The sequence below is a fragment of the Hanstruepera ponticola genome (genome assembly GCF_012931685.1).
Lineage (GTDB): Bacteria > Bacteroidota > Bacteroidia > Flavobacteriales > Flavobacteriaceae > Hanstruepera > Hanstruepera ponticola.
In genome coordinates this window covers 166754-190972 of record NZ_JABANC010000003.1, presented here as the reverse complement: position 1 = coordinate 190972, position 24219 = coordinate 166754, and the positions used below count along the sequence as shown (strand labels likewise).

The 24219-nt window shown below is 34.8% G+C and carries 21 protein-coding genes; 17 read left to right on the top strand and 4 right to left on the bottom strand.

Annotated elements, in window-relative coordinates:
• Nucleotides 1-436 precede the first annotated feature (436 nt).
• Both HGK31_RS09655 and HGK31_RS09650 read left to right on the top strand, forming a co-directional pair.
• Nucleotides 437-628, top strand: a complete 192-nt coding sequence (locus tag HGK31_RS09655; RefSeq protein WP_104735737.1) for a cold-shock protein — start codon at nucleotides 437-439, stop codon at nucleotides 626-628.
• A gap of 166 nt (nucleotides 629-794) precedes the next feature.
• Nucleotides 795-1478: a hypothetical protein gene (locus HGK31_RS09650; RefSeq protein ID WP_191859562.1), complete on the top strand. Its 684-nt coding sequence runs from the start codon at nucleotides 795-797 to the stop codon at nucleotides 1476-1478.
• 37 nt (nucleotides 1479-1515) lie between these two features.
• Here HGK31_RS09650 and HGK31_RS09645 read toward each other — a convergent pair whose 3' ends face one another.
• Nucleotides 1516-2259, bottom strand: a complete 744-nt coding sequence (locus HGK31_RS09645; RefSeq protein ID WP_191859561.1) for an arylesterase — start codon at nucleotides 2257-2259, stop codon at nucleotides 1516-1518.
• A 26-nt stretch (nucleotides 2260-2285) separates the two neighbouring features.
• On the opposite strand from HGK31_RS09645, the gene HGK31_RS09640 reads away from it, so the two are divergent.
• The 10 genes from HGK31_RS09640 (at nucleotide 2286) to HGK31_RS09595 (ending at nucleotide 16146) form a co-directional block, all read left to right on the top strand.
• On the top strand, nucleotides 2286-2975 hold the full coding sequence (locus tag HGK31_RS09640; protein WP_191859560.1) for an ABC transporter ATP-binding protein: 690 nt from the start codon (nucleotides 2286-2288) through the stop codon (nucleotides 2973-2975).
• Nucleotides 2976-3022: 47 nt separating this feature from the next.
• Nucleotides 3023-5515 carry an ABC transporter permease gene (locus tag HGK31_RS09635; protein ID WP_191859719.1) on the top strand — a complete coding sequence of 831 codons (2493 nt, stop codon included), beginning with the start codon at nucleotides 3023-3025 and terminating at the stop codon, nucleotides 5513-5515.
• A gap of 161 nt (nucleotides 5516-5676) precedes the next feature.
• The gene (locus HGK31_RS09630; protein ID WP_191859559.1) at nucleotides 5677-6729 is read left to right on the top strand and encodes a serine hydrolase domain-containing protein; all 1053 of its coding nucleotides are present in this window, start codon (nucleotides 5677-5679) and stop codon (nucleotides 6727-6729) included.
• Between the two features lie 51 nt (nucleotides 6730-6780).
• A complete protein-coding gene (locus HGK31_RS09625; protein ID WP_191859558.1) occupies nucleotides 6781-7500 on the top strand; it encodes an NAD(P)-dependent oxidoreductase in 720 nt (239 codons plus the stop codon).
• A gap of 332 nt (nucleotides 7501-7832) precedes the next feature.
• Complete coding sequence (locus HGK31_RS09620) at nucleotides 7833-8261, top strand: organic hydroperoxide resistance protein (RefSeq protein WP_191859557.1); 429 nt, start codon at nucleotides 7833-7835, stop codon at nucleotides 8259-8261.
• Nucleotides 8262-8889: 628 nt separating this feature from the next.
• Nucleotides 8890-9840 carry a hypothetical protein gene (locus HGK31_RS09615; RefSeq protein ID WP_191859556.1) on the top strand — a complete coding sequence of 317 codons (951 nt, stop codon included), beginning with the start codon at nucleotides 8890-8892 and terminating at the stop codon, nucleotides 9838-9840.
• A 166-nt stretch (nucleotides 9841-10006) separates the two neighbouring features.
• The gene (gene drt3a, locus HGK31_RS09610; RefSeq protein ID WP_191859555.1) at nucleotides 10007-11437 is read left to right on the top strand and encodes an antiviral reverse transcriptase Drt3a; all 1431 of its coding nucleotides are present in this window, start codon (nucleotides 10007-10009) and stop codon (nucleotides 11435-11437) included.
• Between the two features lies 1 nt (nucleotide 11438).
• Nucleotides 11439-13679 (top strand): antiviral reverse transcriptase Drt3b, encoded by a 2241-nt coding sequence (gene drt3b, locus HGK31_RS09605; protein ID WP_191859554.1) that lies wholly within the window; start codon nucleotides 11439-11441, stop codon nucleotides 13677-13679.
• A 126-nt stretch (nucleotides 13680-13805) separates the two neighbouring features.
• Nucleotides 13806-15770 (top strand): DUF2779 domain-containing protein, encoded by a 1965-nt coding sequence (locus tag HGK31_RS09600; RefSeq protein WP_191859553.1) that lies wholly within the window; start codon nucleotides 13806-13808, stop codon nucleotides 15768-15770.
• Nucleotides 15771-15807: 37 nt separating this feature from the next.
• Nucleotides 15808-16146, top strand: coding sequence for a phosphotyrosine protein phosphatase (locus HGK31_RS09595; RefSeq protein WP_191859552.1), 339 nt, complete (start codon nucleotides 15808-15810; stop codon nucleotides 16144-16146).
• On the opposite strand, the gene HGK31_RS09590 is transcribed toward HGK31_RS09595, so the two are convergent.
• Nucleotides 16143-16496: an HNH endonuclease gene (locus HGK31_RS09590; RefSeq protein ID WP_191859551.1), complete on the bottom strand. Its 354-nt coding sequence runs from the start codon at nucleotides 16494-16496 to the stop codon at nucleotides 16143-16145. The genes HGK31_RS09595 and HGK31_RS09590 overlap by 4 nt on opposite strands.
• A 240-nt stretch (nucleotides 16497-16736) precedes the next feature.
• Here HGK31_RS09590 and HGK31_RS09585 point away from each other — a divergent pair, with 240 nt between their 5' ends.
• The 4 genes from HGK31_RS09585 to HGK31_RS09570 all read left to right on the top strand — a co-directional run bounded on the left by HGK31_RS09585 (nucleotide 16737) and on the right by HGK31_RS09570 (nucleotide 21109).
• The gene (locus HGK31_RS09585) at nucleotides 16737-17840 is read left to right on the top strand and encodes a sensor histidine kinase (RefSeq protein WP_233451059.1); all 1104 of its coding nucleotides are present in this window, start codon (nucleotides 16737-16739) and stop codon (nucleotides 17838-17840) included.
• Entirely contained in the window at nucleotides 17827-18549 is a 723-nt protein-coding gene (locus HGK31_RS09580; protein ID WP_191859550.1) for a LytR/AlgR family response regulator transcription factor, read from the top strand. Before HGK31_RS09585 ends, HGK31_RS09580 begins: the two co-directional genes overlap by 14 nt.
• A gap of 118 nt (nucleotides 18550-18667) precedes the next feature.
• Nucleotides 18668-19279 carry a hypothetical protein gene (locus tag HGK31_RS09575; protein ID WP_191859549.1) on the top strand — a complete coding sequence of 204 codons (612 nt, stop codon included), beginning with the start codon at nucleotides 18668-18670 and terminating at the stop codon, nucleotides 19277-19279.
• A 15-nt stretch (nucleotides 19280-19294) separates the two neighbouring features.
• On the top strand, nucleotides 19295-21109 hold the full coding sequence (locus HGK31_RS09570; protein WP_191859548.1) for a CocE/NonD family hydrolase: 1815 nt from the start codon (nucleotides 19295-19297) through the stop codon (nucleotides 21107-21109).
• A 183-nt stretch (nucleotides 21110-21292) separates the two neighbouring features.
• Here the strand turns inward: HGK31_RS09570 and HGK31_RS09565 are convergent, their stop codons facing one another.
• Together HGK31_RS09565 and HGK31_RS09560 are read right to left on the bottom strand one after the other, a co-directional pair.
• Complete coding sequence (locus HGK31_RS09565; protein ID WP_191859547.1) at nucleotides 21293-21997, bottom strand: LytR/AlgR family response regulator transcription factor; 705 nt, start codon at nucleotides 21995-21997, stop codon at nucleotides 21293-21295.
• Complete coding sequence (locus HGK31_RS09560) at nucleotides 21990-23117, bottom strand: sensor histidine kinase (RefSeq protein WP_191859546.1); 1128 nt, start codon at nucleotides 23115-23117, stop codon at nucleotides 21990-21992. The genes HGK31_RS09565 and HGK31_RS09560 overlap by 8 nt, the downstream gene beginning before the upstream one ends.
• Nucleotides 23118-23325: 208 nt before the next feature.
• Between HGK31_RS09560 and HGK31_RS09555 the strand changes: the two genes are divergently transcribed.
• Complete coding sequence (locus HGK31_RS09555) at nucleotides 23326-24198, top strand: ABC transporter ATP-binding protein (protein WP_191859545.1); 873 nt, start codon at nucleotides 23326-23328, stop codon at nucleotides 24196-24198.
• The last annotated feature ends 21 nt before the right edge of the window (nucleotides 24199-24219 follow it).

Sequence of the window (24219 nt, the reverse complement as noted above, 5' to 3'; positions counted from 1 at the left end):
TAAAATTTCTGATAAGGTGCAAGGTGTCAATGCTTATGCACCTTTTCTATGTCAATTGGTGCCTTAAGCAAGCTGTTAAAAGTTCCTTTTTTAACACTTTAACACATAATTGGGCATTAACTATATTATTTAACCTACTTTCGCCACGATGCTAGTTAGTTGAACAGCTCAAATACTCATAATTTACAAGGTTTATTATGATTGTTTTTGATATTTCTTCAAGACTTTGAAAGTCACAGTCTTTTGACTTTATTACATAAAGGACACCTTATCCCACACTTAAAATACTGAATGTCATTTTGCTATAAAAAAATCAATAGCGCATTACGTAAATAAGCTCAATGAAGCAATTGAGTGTTCAGTATAAATATTTACAATCAATATTATGATAAAAACATTAATAAATAAGTTAATAAAAACTAATAAAACAACAATTATGAAAGAAGGTACCGTAAAATTTTTTAACCATGCCAAAGGATTTGGGTTTATTACCGTTACAGACACCGAAGAAGAGGTATTTGTACATTCATCAAACCTTATTGACCAAATACAGGAAGCTGACCAAGTCAGATTTAATGTAGAAAAAGGTGATAAAGGCCTTATGGCAGTTCAAGTGCGTAAAGCATAAACAACTCATATATAATGTAAGTAAACCATCTGTGAAAACAGATGGTTTTTTTATTGATACGACAATATTAAAAATGAACGGCAGCCATCATTTGTAATAAATAAATAATTCTTTCAGGAGTTTTTGGCTTCAAGTTGTTATATAGCTATAAACCAAAAACACTAATATGAAAAAAATACTTTTTCTACTTTTAGCAGTAGCACTATGCAATTGTTCCAATGATGATTCGTTAATCGTAAACCAACAAGAACCTGAAGATCTTACCATATATAATCCGGACTTAACCATTGTAGAGAATCTAGACAATGGGGTAGCGGTATTGGATATTACGGGCGAGCTGGGCGTAGAAGCCTTATACGGTATTGAATATGGAGGTGGATATATTTTCCATGTCAACGAAACAGATGGCAAACTGATGGTAGCCACCGACTATTCTACTATAGGGCAAACTTCATGGGGCGATCATTTTGATTTAACCAATAGCGCCGAAATAGGTGCTGGGCTTGACAATACACAGCAAATTGTTGATGGTAACCTAGCCGACAACAGTAATGTACCTAACGGTCTTGAGTTTGGTAGCGACGATTACGCCTTTAAAATCGTTTGGGATTTAGAACATGCTGGATATGACGATTGGTATGTACCTAGTAAAGGTACTATGGAAGCTATTTTTGATAACGTACACATGCGTGGCATGGGTAATTTTGATGAAACACAATTCTACTGGACTTCTACTAAAGAAGGGTATCAACCTTATGTGATGACCTTTAATCCTAACACCTTTAATGGTGATTGCTTTTTAGGTACTTGCTTTGCCAGTAATGCTGTGGTAATTGTGAGACAATTTTAAACAAACTAATTAATGAGTCGTTCTATTCTAGGGCGACTCAATTAATTACTGGTTCCAAAACCTCCCATACTGTCTGTGCTACAATTTTATGCCCTGCAACCGTAGGGTGAATACCATCACTCTGATTTAATTCAGCAATACCGCCAACATCCTTGAGTATAAATGGTATGAATTCTAAACTGTTCTTTTGTGCTAAATCAGCATAAATAGACCTAAATTCAGACGTATAATCTTGTCCCATATTTGGAGGCAACTCCATTCCAGCTAAAATAATAGTGGTTTCTGGGTTTTTAGCCCGCACGGCATCAATAATAGCTTGTAAATTGGCTCTGGTTTCTGAAAGTGGTACACCACGTAAACCATCATTACCGCCTAACTCTAAAATAAATACAGCAATATCTTGATTGAGTACCCAATTAATGCGGCTTCTACCACCAGCTGTCGTTTCACCACTTAATCCCGAATTAACCACATCATACGCCAAACCTAATGAGTCTATTTTTGCTTGCAGTAAAGCAGGATAAGCATCGTTGCTATCATCCAGTCCATATCCAGCTGTTATACTATCTCCAAAGCAAAGAATAGTCTTTTTTGAACTCTCAACTACATCAGTCGTATTGGTTTCTGTGGTTGCGTCTTGAGTATCTGTTTCTTTTGAATTGTTTGAGTTCCCACATGATATTAAAGTGAAGACTATTAGAAAATAACAAAACTTTATGAATTTCCATTCCATAATGCTAGGTGCTTTCAAAAAGGATTGTATATTTTTAGGGCTGTACATACGTTGTAGAATAAATTAAAATTTACATGTCAAAGATATTAAAGATTAATGGGTTAGAAAAGACATATGAAAGTGGCTCTAAAAAACTTACCGTTTTAAAAAATATATCATTTGAGGTGGAGCAGGGGCAAACCTTTTCCATTGTCGGACCATCGGGTAGTGGAAAAACAACTTTGTTGGGCCTATGCGCTGGTTTAGATAAGCCCGATGCTGGCACTGTTGAATTATGTGGCCACGATTTAAGTGCGTTGAATGAAGATGAACGTGCCCAATTACGCAACAAAGAAGTTGGCTTTATATTTCAAAACTTTCAATTACTGCCAACGCTAACGGCTCTTGAAAATGTGAGTGTACCATTAGAACTTCAAGGCTCAAACAATGCAGCTGAAGTAGCCAAAACCTTATTAGAAAAAGTGGGTTTATCAGATCGTATGCATCATTACCCATCGCAATTATCGGGTGGCGAACAACAACGGGTTGCTCTAGCACGTGCCTTTTCAAACACACCTTCTATTTTATTTGCTGATGAACCTACAGGTAATTTAGACGATGAAACAGGAGAAAAGGTCATTCAATTATTGTTCGAGCTTAATAAAGAAGCTGGTACGACATTAGTGATTATTTCCCACGATTTAGACCTTGCCAACAGAACCCAACAAATTTTAAAACTAAAAGGTGGGCAAATTGTCACCAATCAAACCACTGCAACATTTTGAGTAAAGCACAATTCCAATCTAAAAGCAAAACATCCTGGCTTTTTAAAATGGCATGGCGCGATGCCAAAGCCAGCAAAGTAAGGCTGCTATTATTTATGGCATCTATTATTTTGGGAATTGCGGCAGTTGTTTCGATTCAATTGTTTAGTGAGAATTTAAAAGATAATATCCAGCGACAATCCAAGGTTTTAATGGGAGCCGACTTTATCATTGATAGTCGCGATGAGCCTACAGAACGTGCTCAAGCTATCATTGATTCTTTAAATCCTGATGCTCGCGAAGTGAACTTTGTATCCATGATCGCCTTTCCAAAAAACGGCGGTACCAAATTAGTGCGTGTTCGAGGCTTGGATGGCGATTTCCCCTTTTATGGTAAATTAACCACCATACCCAGTTCGGCTGCTGCTAGTTATCAAGAACTAGGAGGCGCTTTAGTGGATGCCACACTCATGTTGCAATATGATATTAAAGCAGGTGATTCCATTAAAGTAGGGGAGATTACATTACCCATTACAGGGGCTTTAAAATCGATTCCAGGCAGTAATGCCATGTCGTCTTCGGTAGCGCCTCCGGTAGTTATACCTTATCGGTATATTGCTAAAACGGAACTCCTGCAATTTGGAAGCCGTAAGGAATACCAGTTTTTTTATAAGGCGCCTACTGCCGATTTAGAAGCCTTGGAGAATCGTATTGAACCCATGCTCGACCTAGAAAAGGCCGATTTAGACACCCACACCAGCACAAGCAGACGTTTAGGGCGTCGGTATGATAATGTGGGTAAGTTCTTAAATCTGGTGGCATTTATTGCCTTACTATTGGGCTGCGTGGGTATTGCCAGCTCTGTAAACATTTACATTAAGGAAAAACTAAAAGCAGTTGCCGTGTTGAAATGCATGGGCGCCACACGCCGACAAAGTTTCTTGATATTTCTGATACAAATATCAGGAATTGGCATCATTGGCGGACTTATCGGAACACTTATAGGTGTTGGTTTGCAGGAGCTTTTTCCGTATATCTTAAAAGATTTTTTACCCTTCGATGTCGAAATACATATTAGCATGCAACCCCTAATCATGGGTGTATTACTGGGGCTTTTTATGTCGGTTTTATTTGCCTTATTGCCACTGATGCGCACCTGGTATGTGTCGCCATTGGAAGTGCTGCGAATAGGTGGTACGCCTATGGAAAAACCTAAAAAAGCACGCCTAATTATCTTATTAATCATTATCGCATCGCTATATGCCTTTTCATTTTGGTTGCTTAAAGACTGGCAGTATTCCGCTGCGTTTGTTATAGGAGTTTTGGTAACCTTTGCTATTTTGGCGGCAGTTGCGGTGCTGTGTATGAAAATCGTAAAAGCCTTATTTCCTAAATGGGCAGATTTTACAGTGAGGCAAAGCTTGTTAAACTTATTCCGCCCCAATAATCAGACATTAGTTTTAATCGTTGCCATTGGATTAGGAACGTTTTTAATAAGCACCTTATACTTTACCAAGGACATTCTGTTAGCAAAAACAAGTGTTGGCGCCAGTACTGAAAATGCCAATCTTATTGCTTTAGATGTGCAAAGCACTCAACTTACTGAAACCATTACAACGTTTACAGACAATAATTTAGAGATATTAGATAATATCCCACTGGTAACCATGCGCATGCACAGTATTAAAGGGCGCACCGTTAATGCTATCCAGCAAGATAGTACCCGCAGTATAAGAGGATGGCTTTTAAATCATGAATTTAGAACCACCTATCGTGAAAATCTCATCGCATCAGAGGAATTAACACAAGGGAACTGGGTCTCTAATCACACCACTAAAGACCCTATACCAATATCCATTTCTGATAATCTAGCGCAAGACGGCAAATTGGCCATTGGTGACAAGGTTGTTTTCAATGTACAGGGTGTCCTTATGGAAACCGTTGTGGGCAGTATCAGGAAGGTTGATTGGGGACAAATGCAACTCAATTTCTCCATAGTATTTCCAAAAGGCGTGTTGGAACAGGCACCACAGTTTAATGTTTTAACTACTTATGTGCCAGATGAGACACGCTCGGCTAAATTACAAAGCGAATTGGTAGCCAAGTTTCCAAATGTATCTATTATCGATTTAAGACAAGTATATACCATCATTGAAGATATATTGCAAAAAGTAACATGGATTATCAATTTTATGGCTTTCTTCAGCATACTTACCGGTATTATTGTACTAATTGGTTCTGTGCGTAATAGCAAGTACCAACGTGTTAAAGAAAGTGTGTTATTAAGAACACTGGGGGCTAAAAACAAGCAGATATTACGCATATCGGCATTGGAGTATTTGTTTTTAGGGCTTTTAGGGAGTTTGGTAGGTGTACTTTTAGCGCTAGTCAGTAGTTTGCTATTAGCTATCCTGGTTTTTAAAGAACCCTTTGTACCATCAGCCGTGCCGTTTTTGGGATTCTTACCGGGTATTTCACTTTTGGTATTAGCTATTGGTTTAAGCAATATTCAAGGGGTGTTAAAGAGTTCGCCTTTAGAAGTATTGCGGCGAGAGGTGTAAACAATAGGGATTTGCCAATCAATGGATTGCAGCATATCCTAACAAGAATCAATTCATCCATAAAATACTACAGTTCGGTTAAATTCAATATATAGGTATGGCTTTCTCCAATATATTTGTACCATAAAGTTACACCAACCAATTGAAGTATAATAAGAGATATGAAAAAGTCTACGCGAAAAAAAAGTAAAGGCAAACAACTATTTAGAATCGTATTACTGGTAGGTACGGTTATATCCTTATGGTTTGTGCCATGGATTATAGTCAAAGCCTGGATAGTACCACTGCCAGACACCGTTCAGGAGCAAGTGGATCAAACATTAACCTATGGTTTTGATGGCGTTATTGTTTATGTAGATCAAGCTGGTAAAGCACCAGCCTTTTATACGGCAGGCTATCATAACCGCGAACAACAAATACCAGCCAAACCTGATGCCTTATTTAAAATTGCCAGTATCAGCAAGTTATATATTGCCGTATCTATCACAAAATTAGTAGGCGATAAGCAATTGTCTTTAGATGAAACGCTAGCAGATTATTTTCCAGAGCTTGTAGGTAGAATTGAAAATGCAGAAACCATTACCTTAAAAATGATGGTTCAACACCGGTCTGGCATACCAAATTTCACAGATAATCCCGCTTATTGGGAAGACGAACAAACCAATAGTAAAACAGCACTCGATTTTGCTCTCGATCTCCCAGCTAGTTTTGAACCCGATGAAGGTTATGAATATTCAAATACCAATTATTTATTGCTTCGGGAGCTTATTAAAAAGGTAACAGGCCATAGTCACGAACAGTTTATAAAAGAGCGCATACTAAAACCGCTTGAATTGCATAACACCTTTTTTTCGCTTAATGAAGTGAATCTAGATGATGTTATGAGTGGGTATTACGTTGGGTATGATGAAGATTTTAAGGCGAATGAATACGGCATGATAGCAACAGCAGAAGATGTGGCAATATTTTTACGAGCCTTAAACGATGGTTCTGTATTTGATGCAGGCGAACAGGAAATCTATCCTTATGAGTACAACCATGGTGGTCTGGTACCAGGTCATCAAAGTATGGCAGAATACCATAAAGATATCGATGCCGTGGTTATACAATTTATGAATACCACCGATTTTGAAGGTTACCAATATAATTTACTAGAAATAACCCATAACCGTGTTGTTAAAATCTTACGGAAAGCAACGAATCAGTCATTGTAACATTTGTTGTACTACGGCGTCTTTTAAGTATCACAATCAATCAAAATAATCATGACAGTTTTAGTAGTAGGTGCCAGTGGGGCAACCGGAAGTAAATTAGTTGAACAACTACTTGTTCAAAACCATAATGTAAAAGTCATTGTAAGGTCTCCTGAAAAGGCGCCAGATGCTTGGAAAACTAATGACAATCTCCAAATAATTGCTGCAAGCGTATTAGAATTAACCGATACCGAAATGCGCAATATTGTTCACGATTGTCAGGCTGTAGCATCCTGTCTGGGGCATAACCTGACGTTTAAAGGCGTGTACGGTCATCCAAGACGCTTGGTTACAGATGCGACACGCAGATTATGCCAAGCAATAGTGTCTAATAACCCACAGCAACCTGTAAAGTATGTGCTAATGAATACTACAGGGAATCGTAATCGGGATTTAAACGAACCCATTTCCTTTGCTCAAAAGTGTGTTATAGGATTGTTGCGTTTACTCTTACCACCGCATGTAGATAATGAAAAAGCAGCAGATTATTTAAGAACACAAATAGGGCAGGACCATCAAACAATTGAATGGGTTGCCGTAAGACCAGATGGTTTGATTAACGAAGACACCGTAACCGACTATGAGATTCACGCCTCACCAACACGAAGTGCTATTTTTAATGCAGGTAAAGTAAGCCGTATTAATGTGGGGCATTTTATGGCAAGTCTTATTACTAACGAAAACCTTTGGAGTAAATGGAAAGGGCAGATGCCTGTTATCTATAGTAAGTAATATTCAAATAGCGTGTCTGAATCAAGGTATAGCACTAAATAAACAAAGGGAATTAAAAGATTTTTTACACCTTCAATTCCCTTTGGTATCTTAATTCCTTCAGTTGGCATTATCCGACGAAGTTCAATGGGTTTGTTTTCAGCTGTATAATACTTAAGCACCCCAATTAAGATTCAACTAATATAGGAAATATAATTGACAATTCAAAGCCTTTAGGGCTCTTTTTTAGGTCTTTAACTCCTCATTTGTATTTTAAGAGAAATTTATGAGAAATCACTTTACTGATGATGTGTGGGATAGTATCTTTATGATTCATTCTAAAAAAAGAAAACATGAAAACATTATATGAAGCTACCACCGAAGCTGTTGGTGGCAGAGCAGGCTATGTAAAATCAGAGAACGGTCCTATTGACTTTAACTTATCAGTACCTAAATCTATGGGAGGTGCTGGTGGTGATGGTGCTAACCCGGAACAATTATTTGGTGCGGCCTATGCGGCCTGTTTTGGTGGTGCTATACAAGCTATTGCCAAACAACAAGGTTTGGATATTGATGACGCCGCTTTAAGCGTGACCGCTGTTATTGGCTTTTGTAAGGATGATGATGGGTTTTGTCTAGAAGCTACACTAGATTGCTATATTCCAGGTGTTGATCTGGAGACTGGCGAGCAATTGGTTGAAAGTGCTCATGAAGTTTGCCCATTTAGTAAGGCTACACGCGATAATATTACGGTGACTTTAAACTTGTTGTTGGATGAATAACTCTCAACCTTTGTCATGCTGAACTTGTTTCAGCATCCATTTTTGTCATTGACTTCGTCGAATCTTCGATTTCCGCACTTGATGCGGAATCTATGTAAAGTAGTATCTGATGGATCCTGCGTCAAGCGCAGGATGACAAGCTCAATATGATTGCAGGAAAAAAATAACTGTATTGACTTCTCGATACATTCCGACGCTTCGGTCGGAACACTCGAAGTGACGAGGAGGTTTTAAAAATTCAAATAGGTGTCTAAATTTTAGTTTTGGGCACCTTTTTTTATGCTTTTTTGTTAATGGTGTTTTTTGGGTCGTTTTTTGTAGGAATTTTCACGGTTTGACCTTAAGGAGACCTTAAGGAGACCTTAAGGAAACCTGACGCAGACCTTAAGGAAAAATGACCAAAATTTAGAGGTATGCATTTTTATGATTTTAATAATTGGTATTCAGGTGGTTGTAAGAATTTTCTAAAAAGTGGAATTTTTTTGAATCTGATTTTGAAAAATTTTCAATGAAAGGCTGATTTTTTATAAAATACTGTAATTCAAACGGTTTGGTTGTTAATTTCGATTTTATATATTTGATTTGACGATGCTTCTCATTTCTGCGATCGCGAGGTAGAAGGGTAGGCATGGTTACGATTCCGGAAATCGTTTTTATTATTATCTCTCCCAAGAATTACTTAATAGCAATTTGTTTTAAAGATTTAGATCCCAAGTCTAATCTGTATTTATTAACCAGATATACCGATGTGTATTGGTATATCATAATACTTATTAAAATGGCTCGTAACACAAGCTTTATTAAGTTGGAAGGCACCCTGGATGGGTTGACCTTTTATAACAAAGACGGCGAAAATGTTGTTAAAACAAAGAGTAGCGTGAGTAAAAACCGTATTATGAACGACCCGACGTACAAGCGTACGCGCGAGAACATGATTGAATTTGGCGGTGCCAGTAAGGTTGCCAAAGCCTTTAGAGATGCCTTTGCTAATGTGGTGCGCCTGATGGGCGATACCTATTTGAGTGGCCGACTTAACCGCACCATGAAATTGATTAACAAAAATGGTTCTGGTGTTCGTGGTGAACGGGACTTTGATGTGGTGAGTATGCGGGATATTTTGTTGAACTTTGAGTTTAACCTGAATGACCCTTTTAACACCCAATTTTTTGCACCCAGTGGGTTGCCTAGTATTAATGCCACCCGTGATATTGTGACGTGGTTGGTACCTGATTTTGATACGGACTCGTATTTGCGTGCTCCGGAAGGTGCTACGCATTTTAAACTGGTGCTGGCTGCGGGGTATGTGGATAATTATGTGTTTGAGAAAACTACGGAAACCTATGTGCCCACTGATGAGTTGGTGAATGGCAGGGGTGATGTGTTTTATAGTGATGCCATAGCGCTAGGCGGTATGGTGGGTGCTGATACAACGCTAACGGTTGATATGAGTGCCCTTGGTGTGATACCTGCCAGTAGTGCGCTGTTTGCGACTGTTGGTATTGTGTTTTACCAAGAGATAAACAGTGAGCTTTATGTATTGGCACAAGGTAATGCCATGAAAGTTGCTGTAACGGGATAATTTTCCTGACTGATTAATTAGTAAACCCGCTTTGGTTTTGGAGAGAGCCAGAGTGGGTTTTTTTTGGTTTATAAAAATACGTACTTGTACGTATTTTATTTTTGAGTTTGAAGTTGTAATTTGAAGAAATTAATTAACTAAAACTAGATAAAGATTTTAAACAGATATGTTAGACCAATCATTTTCTTTAGAAAACTTCAATAAAATATTTGAAATTGAAAACCGTAAAGGAAATTTTGAAACAAAATATTATTCCGATAAATTCCTTGATCTATCAAATGAATTAAAAAAGCAAAGAAAAATAATAAAAGCATTTAAAAGTAAGGGAGATATAGCTAAGGATGACGAACGTCTTTTAGAACTTAATGAAGAAAAGAAAAAGATTGAAGAGAAGAAAAAGAATGAATTAGAAATTACTTTGCAAGAATATGTCGAAAATGTAAATAGTAAAGGTTTTAAGTTTGTGTTTTCTAAATTCTTACACGAAGCAAGTGGTAAGTATGTTTATCCGATAGGTAAAGATGCATCCTCGTATTTTGCTATGAAACAATTGCAATTTAACATAAATCGCACTTTTAAAGTCAAACAAGGCAACAGATATTTGATTTCAAAACAAGTTCAGTCTTTAATTAAAGATAATTTCCCTAAAATAGTTTTGAGAACAGATATTAAAGGTTTTTACGAGAGTGTACCACAAGAGCGGCTTTTAAACATGATTAATGATAACCAATTGTTAAGCCCAAAATCAAAGACTTTAATTAAAAATCTATTTTATAGTTATAATGTACTAACTGACCAAATAAAACTGCCTGTTAATGAAAGAAAAGGTATACCAAGAGGCGCAGGAATAAGTGCATATTTGGCGGAACTTTATATGCGAGAAGTAGATAATAAAATAAAAAGGTTAGGTAACGTAACTTATTATGGTAGATATGTCGATGATATAATTGTTCTCTTTACTCCAAGTTGGAAAATGAGCCTTGATGATTATAAAAATAAGGTTGAAGAGATTATTTCTGAAAGTAGTTTATTAATGAATCCATCAAAAACATACCCTTATGATTTAAATAGTGATAAAAGCTTAATAAAAATTGAATTTTTAGGTTACGTTTTCAGTATTGAAAACTCAGAATATACAGGAACATCTATATCTAAAAACAAAAAGGACAGATATCTATCAAGAATAGAAAAAACTATCGATGTTTTTCTCGAACAAAAGGTTTTTGCATCTTCTGAAGCATCAAAGTTATTATTACATAGATTTAACTATTTGACAAAAAACACAAGACTACACAAACCAAAAAAGGGTTTAGTGGGAATATATTATTCTAATAGTTTAATAGAGAAAAATTGTAAAGATTTAGAGTTTTTAGATAATGAATTACACAAAATAATTGATCACAAATTACCAAGTAGTACTTACAAAAGTTTAAACAAAAAACTAAAGGAATATAGTTTTGAAGATGGATTTAAGAATAAAAGGTTTTTTAATATAAATTCTAAAAAGAAAAACATACCTGATCTGCGACCAGATAAACTGAAAGAGATAAAAAAATTAGATAATAATTTTGAAAGAATAATATCAGTTTGGAAATAAAATGAGAAAAAGTATATCAAAAAAACCAATTAGTTACTCGATAGAAAGGGCTGTATTAAGTGATGTGCTTCCCTATGAAACACCAATTATTTTTTCAAATCGTCATTTTTATGAATTTTTAGTTAATCATAAAATTAAACTAAAAGACGATTCCATAAGTTGGATAAAATGTAAAGACGATGACGTTTTAAAAAGATTACTATCCATTTTATTTGATATAAAAGACATTTCTTCTTCAACTAATAATACCCTAAAACTGAATGAGAAAGAATTAAGAAAAATAGCTTTTCATTATAAAATTACTCATAAAGAAAAAGATTTTCGTGATTTAGCAATACCACATCCGAAGAGCCAAATTGAATTAGTTTCTTTTTATGAAGAATTTAAAGAACTAATTGTTTATTACTCCAAACAAAGCCCTTTTTCAATCAGAAAACCTAATAGCATAGCAAAATTTGTTTATTTAAATGATGGTGCAACAAAAAAAGGAAATCAAGATGATTTTATTGAAGAAAGCGGAAAAGAATATAAAAATTTAAAAACTTTTTTTACCTATGAATTATACTCCAATATCTATAAATTTTATGAAGACTATATTTATCATAGAGCAGAAAAAAAGTATAACAAAATGTTCAAATTTGATATTGCAAAATGTTTTGACAGTATCTATACTCACTCACTTTCTTGGGCAATTATAAGTAAAGATTTTGTAAAGAACAACTTGAATCGTGATTCAAATACTTTTGCTGGAAAGTTTGATAAGTTTATGCAGAATACTAACTATGGTGAAACAAATGGAATAATTATTGGCCCTGAATTCTCTAGAATTTTTGCAGAGTTGATTTTGCAGCAAATTGATAAAAAGATTGAACAAAAATTAAGAAAAAAAGGCTTAGTACATAAAGTTGATTATGAAATTTATAGATATGTCGACGATTTTTTTGTTTTCTATAATGATGGAAAAACTAAAGATGAAGTTTTAGATAATTATAAAATTAATTTAAAAGAGTACAAAATGTCTTTGAATGATTCTAAGACGAAATTATATGAAAAGCCGCTGATAACAGAAATAACAATAGCAAAGAATAAAATTGTAAATCTTTTAAAGAATAAAATTAAATTTAAAATCAAAAAGGATAAAGATAAAGAAGATAAAAAAATTCCAGAAGATAAGAAAGACGACGCAAATTTTGTTCCTGACAAAAAGATAAAGGTTAGTGATGTTGATATAAGATGCAATTCAAATAAATTAATTACAGAATTTAAAACAATAGTTGTTGAGTCAAATGTTCTTTATAAAGATATAATGAATTATACTTTAGCAATTTATAAAAGTAGCTTAACGAGAAATATTAAGAAATATGAAGAGCATAAAAGAAAACTAGAAAAAAGAAAATTCAATGGGTTACTGACTAAAAAAGAAGAAAAAAAGCTAATTAAACAAGAAGCAAAATTTACGAAATATATTGAAGAAATTCTTGATTTTGTGTTTTTCCTTTATGGTGTGTCTCCAAAAGTAAATTCAACGATAAAACTTGTAAATATTTTATCTATTGTTAATAAAACATTTAAGAAAAGATATAGATTTAATTATGAAGACTCTAAGGGTAAAATAAAATACAATCTGCTAAATCAATTTGATAAAATCAATCAAGAGAAAATATTTAAAAAAGTACTAGATGAAATTATATTAGTATTAGATAAGAGTAAACTAAATGAGAATTTGCAAATTGAAACCCTTTATTTGCTAATAGTATTAAAAGAGCTTGGAAAAGATTATAGATTAACTACGGTACAATTGGTTAAATATTTAAATTTAGATGAAATAATGACATCTGAGAATTTAAGTTATAGTCCAAAACGTTATAAATTCAAAAATGACATTAATTATTTTGTAATTACTGTGTTACTGTTTTATTTCAAAGATATTGTAATCTATAAAGGACTTAAAGTAATGGTTAAAAATGCCATTAGAAGTAAAATAAAGAATATCAAAAAAACTGAAAGATCAAAGTATTCTGAATTAGTATTATTGTTTTTTGATTTAGTATCTTGTCCTTATCTAAAAGAAGATGACAATAAATTTAAAAAAGAAATATTAACACTATTTGGTATACCAAGCAGTGAAAAAGATGAGTTTATTAAATTTGTTGAAAAACAAAAATACTGGTTTACTAAATGGAATAATTTCAATTTAGTTGAAGAATTAAATTCAAAAAGTTCGTTGGAACCATATTCGTAAACAATAAAGGGATGCACCAGATAATTTTTGCAATTTTATATTGCCACACACAAGCATCCTGATATGTCCGTAAAAAGACAGTCACAAAGTTAGCTTTTTCTGGGGCTAACTTTTTTATTAAGATTAATGAAAAGATACTTATCAAAATCAAGGTTTAAATTAGGGCTGGAATGTCCAACCAAGCTTTACTATACAAATAAAAACGAATATGCTAATCAAAAGAAGGAAGATGATTTCTTAGATGCATTAGCACAAGGTGGTTTTCAGTTAGAAGAATTGGCAAGGTTAGAATATGATGGAGGAACGCTTGTTGATGGTAATCCATGGGATTATCATTTATTAGTGAAGAAAACTAATGAATTGTTGAAGCAAGAAAATATCATTCTTTATGAACCTGCTTTTTTGTATAATAATTGTTTTATTAGAGTTGATATTTTGGTAAAAAAAGGTAACTCTGTAGAATTAATTGAAGTAAAAGCGAAATCCATAAATTCTAATGATAAATATTCGATTTTAGGGAAAAGGGGAGGACTTCGAAGTGAATGGAAAGCATATTTATTTGATATTGCTTTTCAAAATTATGTAATGGAAAATGCCTTTTCTAATTGGACAATCGAGCCTTTCTTATTACTAATTGATAAAAGTAAAACAGCAACTGTTGATGGCTTAAATCAAAAATTTAAAGTAACATCTAAATCGAATAACCGTACAGGAATAATTGTTAAAGAAGGAACTACTAAAGATGATATTGGAGAATCTATTTTAGCTAAAGTACCTGTGGAAACAATTATTTCTAATATAAAGTCTGGAGTATATAAATATGATGAGTCATTATCCTTTATAGAGGCTATTTCTCTATTTTCGGAGTATTATTCAAAGGATATAAAAATAAACTCTCCAGTCAATGTGAAATGCAAAAACTGTGAATTCTATACAACAGTTTATAATGACAGTTTAAAAAGCGGATATATTGAATGTTGGAAAGAACAAGTAAATATATCTAATTATGCGATTACTAATGAGCCAAAAGTTTATGAAGTGGGTAATTTTAAACTTGCATCCAAATTGATCGAAGAAGGGTTATATTTAATGAAAGATATAACTGAAGATGATATAACAATTGTACCAAAACTTAATGGATTATCATTATCAGAAAGGCAGTGGTTACAAATAAGTAAAGTAAAGGAAAATGATAATACTCCTTATATTGATATCGATGGATTAAAATTAGAAATGAGAAATTGGAAATTTCCATTACATTTTATTGATTTTGAAACTTCAACAGTTGCAATACCATTTAATAAAGGGAAAAAGCCTTATGAGCAAATTGCTTTTCAATTTTCACATCATAAAGTTTTGGAAGACGGTTCTATTTCTCACGAATCTGAATATATCAACTCTGAAGCAGGTTGTTTTCCGAATTTTGATTTTTTAAGAAACTTAAAAAAATCTTTGTCTTTTGATGATGGAAGTATATTTAAATATTCTTATCACGAAAACACTATTCTTAATGCTATCTATCTACAATTAATATCTTCAAATGAAAAGGACAAAGAAGAATTAGTTGATTTTATACAATCTATTAGCCATTCAAAAAATGAAAGTGCTATTTCCTGGGTAGGAGATAGGGATATGATAGATTTATGTGAAATGGTTAAGTTATACTATTATGACCCTCAAACAAAAGGCTCTAACTCTATAAAGGCAGTGCTACCAGCAGTTTTGAACAGTAGTGAATATTTAAAAAATAAGTATTCTAAACCTATAAAAGAGATTTCTTTAACAAGTTTAAATTTTAATGATGATAAAGTATTCATTGAATTTGACAAAAATGATAAAGTTATAAGTCCGTATAAAAGTTTACCACAATTATTCGATGATTGGAGTGAGGATGAATTAGATAGTTTAATGTCAGATTTAGAAGGAATTGACAATGGTGGAGCTGCATTAATTGCATATTCAAAATTACAATTTCAAGAAATGAATGATGCAGAAAGACTAGAAATAAGAAAAGCATTATTAATGTATTGTGAGTTAGATACATTAGCAATGGTAATGATATATGAGTTTTTTAGGGAATCAGTCAAATAATTATTTTATTTAGTTTTCTAAATATTAATTAATATTCATGCCCAATATCCTGTTTGTTTGTAGCGGAAATAAGGATCGGTCTAAAACGGCCGATGATTATTTTAGTGCCAAATATCCTGATATGCATTTTGACTCGGCTGGGACGAATAAGCGTGTTTGTGAGCAGCTTGGGACTACGTATGTTAGCCAAGCGCAATTGGATTGGGCGGATAGGGTTTTGGTGATGGAGGAGAAGCACCGTAAGGCGCTTGTTTCGGTTTTTGGTAGTGGTTGCTATGGTAAGATTATGGTTTTGGGGATAAAGGATGTGTACACTTATTATGATAGGGATTTGATTGGAGTTTTGGAGGAACGGGTTGATGTTCGTTCATTTTAATCATGAATTTTATCATGACAAGGTTTGCATACTGACACGAGCCATTTGATGGGTTCTTTGCCAATCTGGTATTTTGCATAGCGTTTGTGATGTACTTGGGTGGCGCGAGCTCCACAGTATTGGCAGGTCCAATTATCACGCTTGAATACCACATAGCGTTTACGACGCCAGGCATCGGATTTTAGGTAGACGTTCCGGTAGTAATCTCGGCGAGCTTTCCAATGGCTTATCCATTTTTGCTTTTTGTAATCATTGCTTACCAATAGTAAAATTATGTAAAGCCCAATAACGGAAACTACGATTAGTATGAGTCCGTATTGTTCTAAAGTTAAATCGGATAATGATTCCATTACTTATTGATATTCAAATAAATATACGATAATTACAATTTTATTTCAAATACGTGAGAAATGCTTAACAATAAATTTTGTGGGTATTTTTATGGAATAATAGATCCTGAAACAAGTTCAGGATGACAATCGTTGGGTTATATGTTTATGGGGTGAGATGCCGTTATATTCTGCTACTTACGCCTATACCTAAAAACTGACGTTCCTGTACTTTTATTTTTACTATTAAAAAGTATTTTGTTGCTTTGTTTCATAATGGCTAGTAGCAATACCACACATACCCGTAAGACCAAGCCTTCACTGTATTGGACCTGTCAGCTCCTGGGGTGGAGCCTGGTGTCCATCTATTGGGCCTATACGGTGTATACACGCGATAACTATGGGGTGTTTTACACGTTTATAAACTATGTGCTGGATATTGCCATTGGTATTTGTTTAACGCATGGTTACAGGCGCTTTGCTTTACATAGACACTGGAACGCATTGCCGCTTAAGAAATTGCTGTATAGGGTAGTACCCAGCATCCTTGTTTTGGCTGTGTTATATGTGTTGCTAAACAATATAAAATGGTACGTCTATTGGACGGCTATTGCCGGCGAGGTTGAAGATTTTGGGCAAGCCCTAGTGTATTGGGATCCTATTTTACTTACGGGTTTACGCTTAATGTCCATCTGGATTCTGGCGTATCACCTATACCATTATTACCAAAAAGAGGTGGCTACGGCTCAAGAAAATGCCCAACTATCTATTTTAACCAAACAGATACAATTAGATAATCTTTCTGCGCAATTGAATCCGCATTTCTTATTCAATTCGTTAAACTCCATTAAGTCACTAATAGAGGAGAACCCCAGTAAAGCCAGACGGGCCATAGATTTGTTATCAGATTTATTACGCTCCTCGCTCTATGAAACCAATACCGATTTAATAACTATTAAGGACGAGCTGGCCTTGGTAAGCGATTATATAGAATTGGAGAAACTACGCTTTGAAGAACGCTTATCTCTAGACATTACGCTAGACCACAGTTTAGAGCTTATTAAAATACCAACCTTAAGTATTCAATTACTAGTAGAGAATGCCATTAAACACGGTATTGATAAGTCGGTTAAAGGTGGTATTGTACGATTGGACATTAGTAAACAAGACGATACGCTAGTCATTAGCGTACAAAACCCTGGAAAATTGACAGCATCAAACACGAAAGGCGTAGGGCTTAAGAATTTAAAAGAACGCTTGGACTTACAATATAAAACAGCAGCAACCTGCACCTTAAGAGCACGGGATGCCCATACTGTAGAGGCGCAGCTTATTTTACCTTTAAATACCCATGAAGACATTTAAAACTATAATTATAGACGATGAGCGTTTGGCCAGAGAAGAGGTAAAGCGTGCTTTAAAGCCACACCAAGAATTTCATGTGGTCGGGGAGGCTTCGCATGTAGATGAAGCTCTTAAACTGATAGAAACCGAAGTGCCCGACATTATTTTCCTGGACATCCATATGCCTGAAAAGTCTGGCTTTGATTTATTGGAGGAACTGGGTACGGTACCAGAAGTGGTTTTTACAACTGCTTATGACCAGTATGCGGTTAAAGCCTTTGAGTTGAATGCCTTGGATTATTTAGTTAAACCCTTGCGCGACGAGCGTTTTGCCAAAACCATAGCCAAGGTAAAACAGGAACTGCTCAAGAAACGTGAGGCCACTCCCGATGTGTTGCCCATGCACCGCAAGATATTTATTAAGGATGGAGAGGCTTGTTATTTTATTCCACTGTCTGAGATTCGGTATATAGAATCGTTGGAGAATTATGCACGCTTGTATTTTGGTGAGCAGAAGGCTATGATTAAGCGTTCGTTAAATCTATTAGAGGAAAAACTGGATCCTACGGTATTTTTTAGAGCGAATAGAAGTCAGATAATCAATACCCATTATATACAAGCGATTCATCCGCATTTTAATAATAGGTTGCAGATTCAATTAACTTCAGGTGAAACGATAGATGTATCTAGCCGTCAGTCGGTTAAGTTTCGAAATTGGAATAGTTTGTAAGGTTAAAATGCCTCAATTATTGACGTTTAATGTCGTTATGTTACGCTCCTGTACTTTTTGTTTTTTGCCACGTTTAATGACCTTTACTTTGTGTCATTAATCATTAAAAACTAGAATTATGAAACCTTTTTTTATTCAGAATTACATTGTAACATTCATAGTGGCTTTAACACTATTGGTTTTGGCATCTTGCAAGAGTCATCAGGCTGTAACCGTGACGAAGCAACCCGTATTGTCTGATTATTCGCTAGGCGAGAAGTGGGTGTGGAAATATAAAGGCGTTACTGATGCAGGCGAAGTCCGATCAGATGGAACCGACACCAGACGTATTGTTGCTATTAATGGCGCATTAGGCATGACCTTAGGTAAGGATACCGTTTTGGTGTCTGACATTGTAAAGCCTGAAACGAGTGCCACACCACGCTATAAATGGCCTTTGGAGGTTGGTAAAACATGGACCTATGAAAAAGACTGGACCAGTCAAGATGGTACTACCGGAAAGCAAAGTCAGGACGTAGAAGTGCTATCCTATAAAGAAGAAACCGTAGGAGCAGGGACATTTATGGCTTACACCATAGAATACAAGGGAACCGTTTCCAATTCAAGGGGTTATAGTGCCCAAACAGATGAAGTGTGGGTGTATGCTCCAGAAGTCAAGAACTTTATAAGAATGACCCAAGTGCAAGACGGATTTTCTTATACCGAAGAATTAATTGAATATTCAAAATAAAACCAATCCATAACCATGACAGCATTTAAATTATTAAAGGTCGCATTTGTTCTACTGTTAGTCGGGTTGGTTTCCTGTAACTCGACAACAGACGTACAGCAACAGCCTAGAACCGTAAGTAGAGATGGCAAAGCCTATTTGGTGCAGGATTCTGTATTAATCACCACCAGAGATGGTGCGAAAGTATCTGCCATAATAGTTAGGAGCAAAGCGGAAACAAAACCACAGCCAGCCATACTGTTTCATACCATATATACGCGTACAGAAGACATAAACAGGGCTTATGAAGCAGCCGATAAAGGCTATGTAGGTGTGGTATCATACACCCGCGGGAAACACTTAAGTCCGAGCGAGATAAGGCCTTATGTTCATGAAGGTCAGGATGTGTACGATGTTATAGATTGGATTGCCAAGCAGGCGTGGAGCAATGCTGAAGTGGGGATGTATGGTGGTAGTTACGCTGGTTTTGTACAGTGGGCATCCATGAAGGAAGCTGTGCATCCAGCCTTAAAAACGATTGTGCCGTCGGTTGCTGCAGCTCCAGGTATTGCTGAACCTATGGAAAATGGAGTCTATTTTAACTTTCATTATCCGTGGTGGCATTATGTGACGAATAATAAAACGTTGGATACCGTTTCATATTATAATGGGAAACGCTGGAATGATTTATACTTTAATTGGTATAAAGATGGTGTGGCCTATAAGCGTTTGGATAGTTTAGATGTTGAACCCAATCCCGGATTCAATAAGACACTGGAGCACCCAACATTTGATAGTTATTGGAAAAGTATGACACTTTATAATCAAGCCGATTTTTCTAAAATTGATATACCCATCTTAAGTACTACAGGGTATTATGATGGTGGGCAGTTTGGGACCATGCACTATTTAAAATCACATTATCAATATAATCCTAATGCCGAGCATTACCTTTTGATAGGGCCTTATTCTCATTTTGGGGCGCAAGAATTACCCGAAAAGCACATTCTAGGGTATGATATTGATTCCGTAGCGCAGATAGATATTAAGAATTTAATTTTTGAATGGTTTGATTACATATTTAAAGATGCCCAGAAACCCACATTGTTACAGGATAAAATTAATTATCAAGTAATGGGTGCAAATACCTGGAAACATGTAGCTTCACTGGATAAACTGGCTACGGACTCGTTACAGGTATATTTTAGTAATCAGCGTTCTGGTGTGGCGTTTAAATCGACCTATGATACCGGAAATCTGGGTGTAAACGAACACTTTAGTTTAGCTAAAAGTGCTGATGCCACCAATTATATAGAACAAACCATTGATATGTCTGATCGCAGTCAGTTTTCCTGGAATTTAAGTGGCGATCGTAGTATTGTATCGGAAACCCTAACGGTTGGTCAAGGTTTCTCGTTTGCTACAGAACCCTTTGATGACGATGTGGAAATTACTGGAGCCATACGAGGCGTTTTAAATGTGGCTATCAATAAAAAGGATTTTGATTGTAATGTGTTACTATACGAACAAACCGCAGATGGGAAATTCTTTAGTTTGACATTACCATTTACAACACGAGCCAGTATGTCTCAAGACAAGGAACACAGAAACTTGTTGACTCCAAATGAAAAGACCGCCATACCGATTAGTAATTTTAGAATGACCAGTAAGAAACTAAAAAAAGGGAGTCGTATAGTTGTTGTTATTAATGGTATTAAGCATCCGTTTTCGCAAATAAACTACGGAACTGGAAAAGCTGTGAGTGACGAGACTATTCAAGATGCTGGAAAACCTTTAAAGATTAAATGGTATACGGATAGTTTTTTGACGATACCGATTAATAGGTATTGATTATTTTGATTTGTGAAGAAACGCTAATGCTTGACAATCACGCAAACGGTTTTTTTGTTGGTATTTTATCGAATTTTAGACCCTGAAACAAGTTCAGAATGACAGTTACTCAATTTTGTTAGGCTTAACTAGATTAACTTTGTTGAATCTACGATTTCAGTTTATATTTTAGATAGTATATAATTAAATCTTAAATAGCCTGTTTACATTACTTTTGTAGGTTTGACCAATGGGTATCTTGTGATCCTGTATGACTATACGATTGCCTTCAATAAATTTTATTTTATCAATGGCAACGATAAAGGATTTGTGAACGCGTAGGAAATGCGTAGGATTTAAAAGGGCTTCATAAAATGATATTTTTTCATGACTTACAATCATGTCATCCTTTAGATATAGCTTGGTATAATTCCCGTAGGCTTCAATATATAGCAGGTTGTCTAATTCTATTTGATGGTGTTTTTTATCACCTTTAACAAATAGGCTAGAAGGATTGGTATTGCTGTTTGAAACTTCTCGTATTACCGTTTTAGATGTCTGTAACTCTGAAACCTTGTTTACGGCTTTTACCAGTCTGTCAAAACTAAAGGGTTTTAAAAGGTAATCGACTACGTTTAATTCATAACCTTCTAAAGCATATTCCTTATAAGCGGTAGTTATAATGGTTTTTGGAGGCTGGCTTAAGGTTTTTAGGAAGTTGAGACCTTTTAGTTTGGGCATATTAATATCTAAAAACATAAAATCCACCTTGTTTTCATTAAGAAACTGCATAGCTTCCATAGCGCTAAAGCAGCTATGAACCATTTCTATATGCGGAATCATGTTACATAATTCCGTTATGACTTCATGAGCTAGCGGTTCGTCATCAACAATTATAAACTTAAGCATGTGGTGGTATTTTTAAGGTTACTTTATAGGTGTTGTCCGTTTTATGAATTAAAAGCGTATAGTTTTTTCCAAACAATAATTGTAAGCGCCTTTTTAGATTCTCCAGCCCGATACCAACATCGTTATTATGTGTTCCATCGAAATTATTTTCTATATCAAATTGTATAAAATCATTTGTATAAGCCAGATTCATATGAATGTATGCATTATTTTTAGGCCAGGATTCAACACCATGTTTAAAGGCATTTTCTAGTAAGATAATGAATAGTAAGGGTTTTATTTTTAAATCGTTATCAACATCATGGTTAAATTGAATATCAACCTCTTTGTTATAACGAATTTTATGTAATTCTATATAATTATTTAAATACTCAATCTCTTCTTGAATTGTTACAAAGTCCTTTTTACCTTCATAGATAGTATAGCGCATCATATCGGACAATTTCAAAATAACTTCAGGTGCTTTATCAGAATTCTTAATGGTTAATGCATATAAGTTATTTAAGGTATTAAAAAAGAAATGTGGATTCATTTGTGCTTGCAGCATGGCTAATTCGGCTTTTGACTTTTCACTTTTTAAATTTTGAAACCATTTCCATTGGTGGTAAGCCCACAATGAGGCAAAAATGGGGATTGGCAACAGAAAGAGAATAAACAATTCCTTGCTTTGCTGTCTGTACAATTCAAAGCTATCTGAAAACAGTCTAAAATAAAGAAAAACCGAATATGCCAAAGTATAGGTAGCGAGTATAGCTACTTTGTACTTTTTAAAAAATGTTGGTATTATCACGTAAACAATGGCCAAATAGAATACCATGAGTAACAGGATGGTAACCGGATTATCTGGCATATCAGCATTAGAGTCTATAACGAGTATGACTATTAAGAAGAGCATAAGACTTATGACCTTAATAATAGTTTTTATGTGTTCTTTGAGATAGGCGATTTTGTGAATAAGAATTGAAATTAAAAACCAGTAAAACAGAAATCCCAATATATTAGTAAGATGTTCATCATCATCAATAATAATAACGCCCTTGTATTCCAAAAGTAATGCTAAAACCCTGGTAATTATTAAACCAATAAAAAAGGCTTTATATTTTTTTAAAAACTTAATCATTAGGCGAAATTACAAATGTTACTGTCTAAACACAATTATATTGATGTACAGTATAAAAATTTGCATGAACACCGTTTTTTTTGAGTTAAACCAAGTCTTAACCTAAAAACAAAATTGTTTATAGCCCAAAGCTAGTTGTGTATCCTTTTTAATTTCTTGATGTTTTGTTTCCTATTTTATTTGTCTCACAATTAAGAAACTTATAAAAATGAACACATTAAAAATTAATAACATCAGTAAAACATACCCTAATGGCGTAGAAGCTATTAAAAATGTTTCGTTAGACATATCAAACGGTATGTTTGGATTACTTGGTTCTAATGGTGCTGGGAAATCATCATTAATGCGAACAATCGCCTCCTTGCAAGAGCCCTCGAACGGAACCATCACATTCAATGATATTGATATTATATCAAAACCACAATATGTTCGCGAAAACTTGGGATATCTACCTCAAGAATTTGGTGTGTATCCTAAATTATCAGCAGAAAAACTTCTAAATCACCTAGCCATTTTAAAAGGTATTATTGATACCAAGGAGCGAAAACAGCAAGTTGAAAGTTTACTCCAACAAACTAATTTATACCAACATCGAAAAAAAGCGGTTGCTACTTTTTCAGGTGGTATGCGCCAAAGATTTGGCATAGCCCAAGCACTTTTGGGTAATCCGCAATTAATAATTGTAGATGAACCTACTGCTGGATTAGACCCAGAAGAACGTAATAGATTCTTAAACTTATTAAGCGAAATAGGTGAGAGCGTTATTGTCATCTTATCAACTCATATTGTTGAAGATGTACATAATCTCTGCAAGAATATGGCTATTCTTTCTAACGGAAACATACTTGTGACCGGAAATCCTGCAGAACTTGTACAGGGTATTCAGGGCAAAATATGGTCTAAAATTATATCTAAAACAGACCTAGAAGCTTATAAAAATGCATTCTCTGTTATTTCATCGGCGTTAGTCTCGGGAGAAACTCAAATAAAGGTCTTGTCAGATACTAAACCAGAAGAAGGTTTTTCTCCTGTAAGAGCAGATCTTGAAGACTTTTATTTTACCACGCTAGCAACACATTAATCAATCAAAAAAACGCAATAT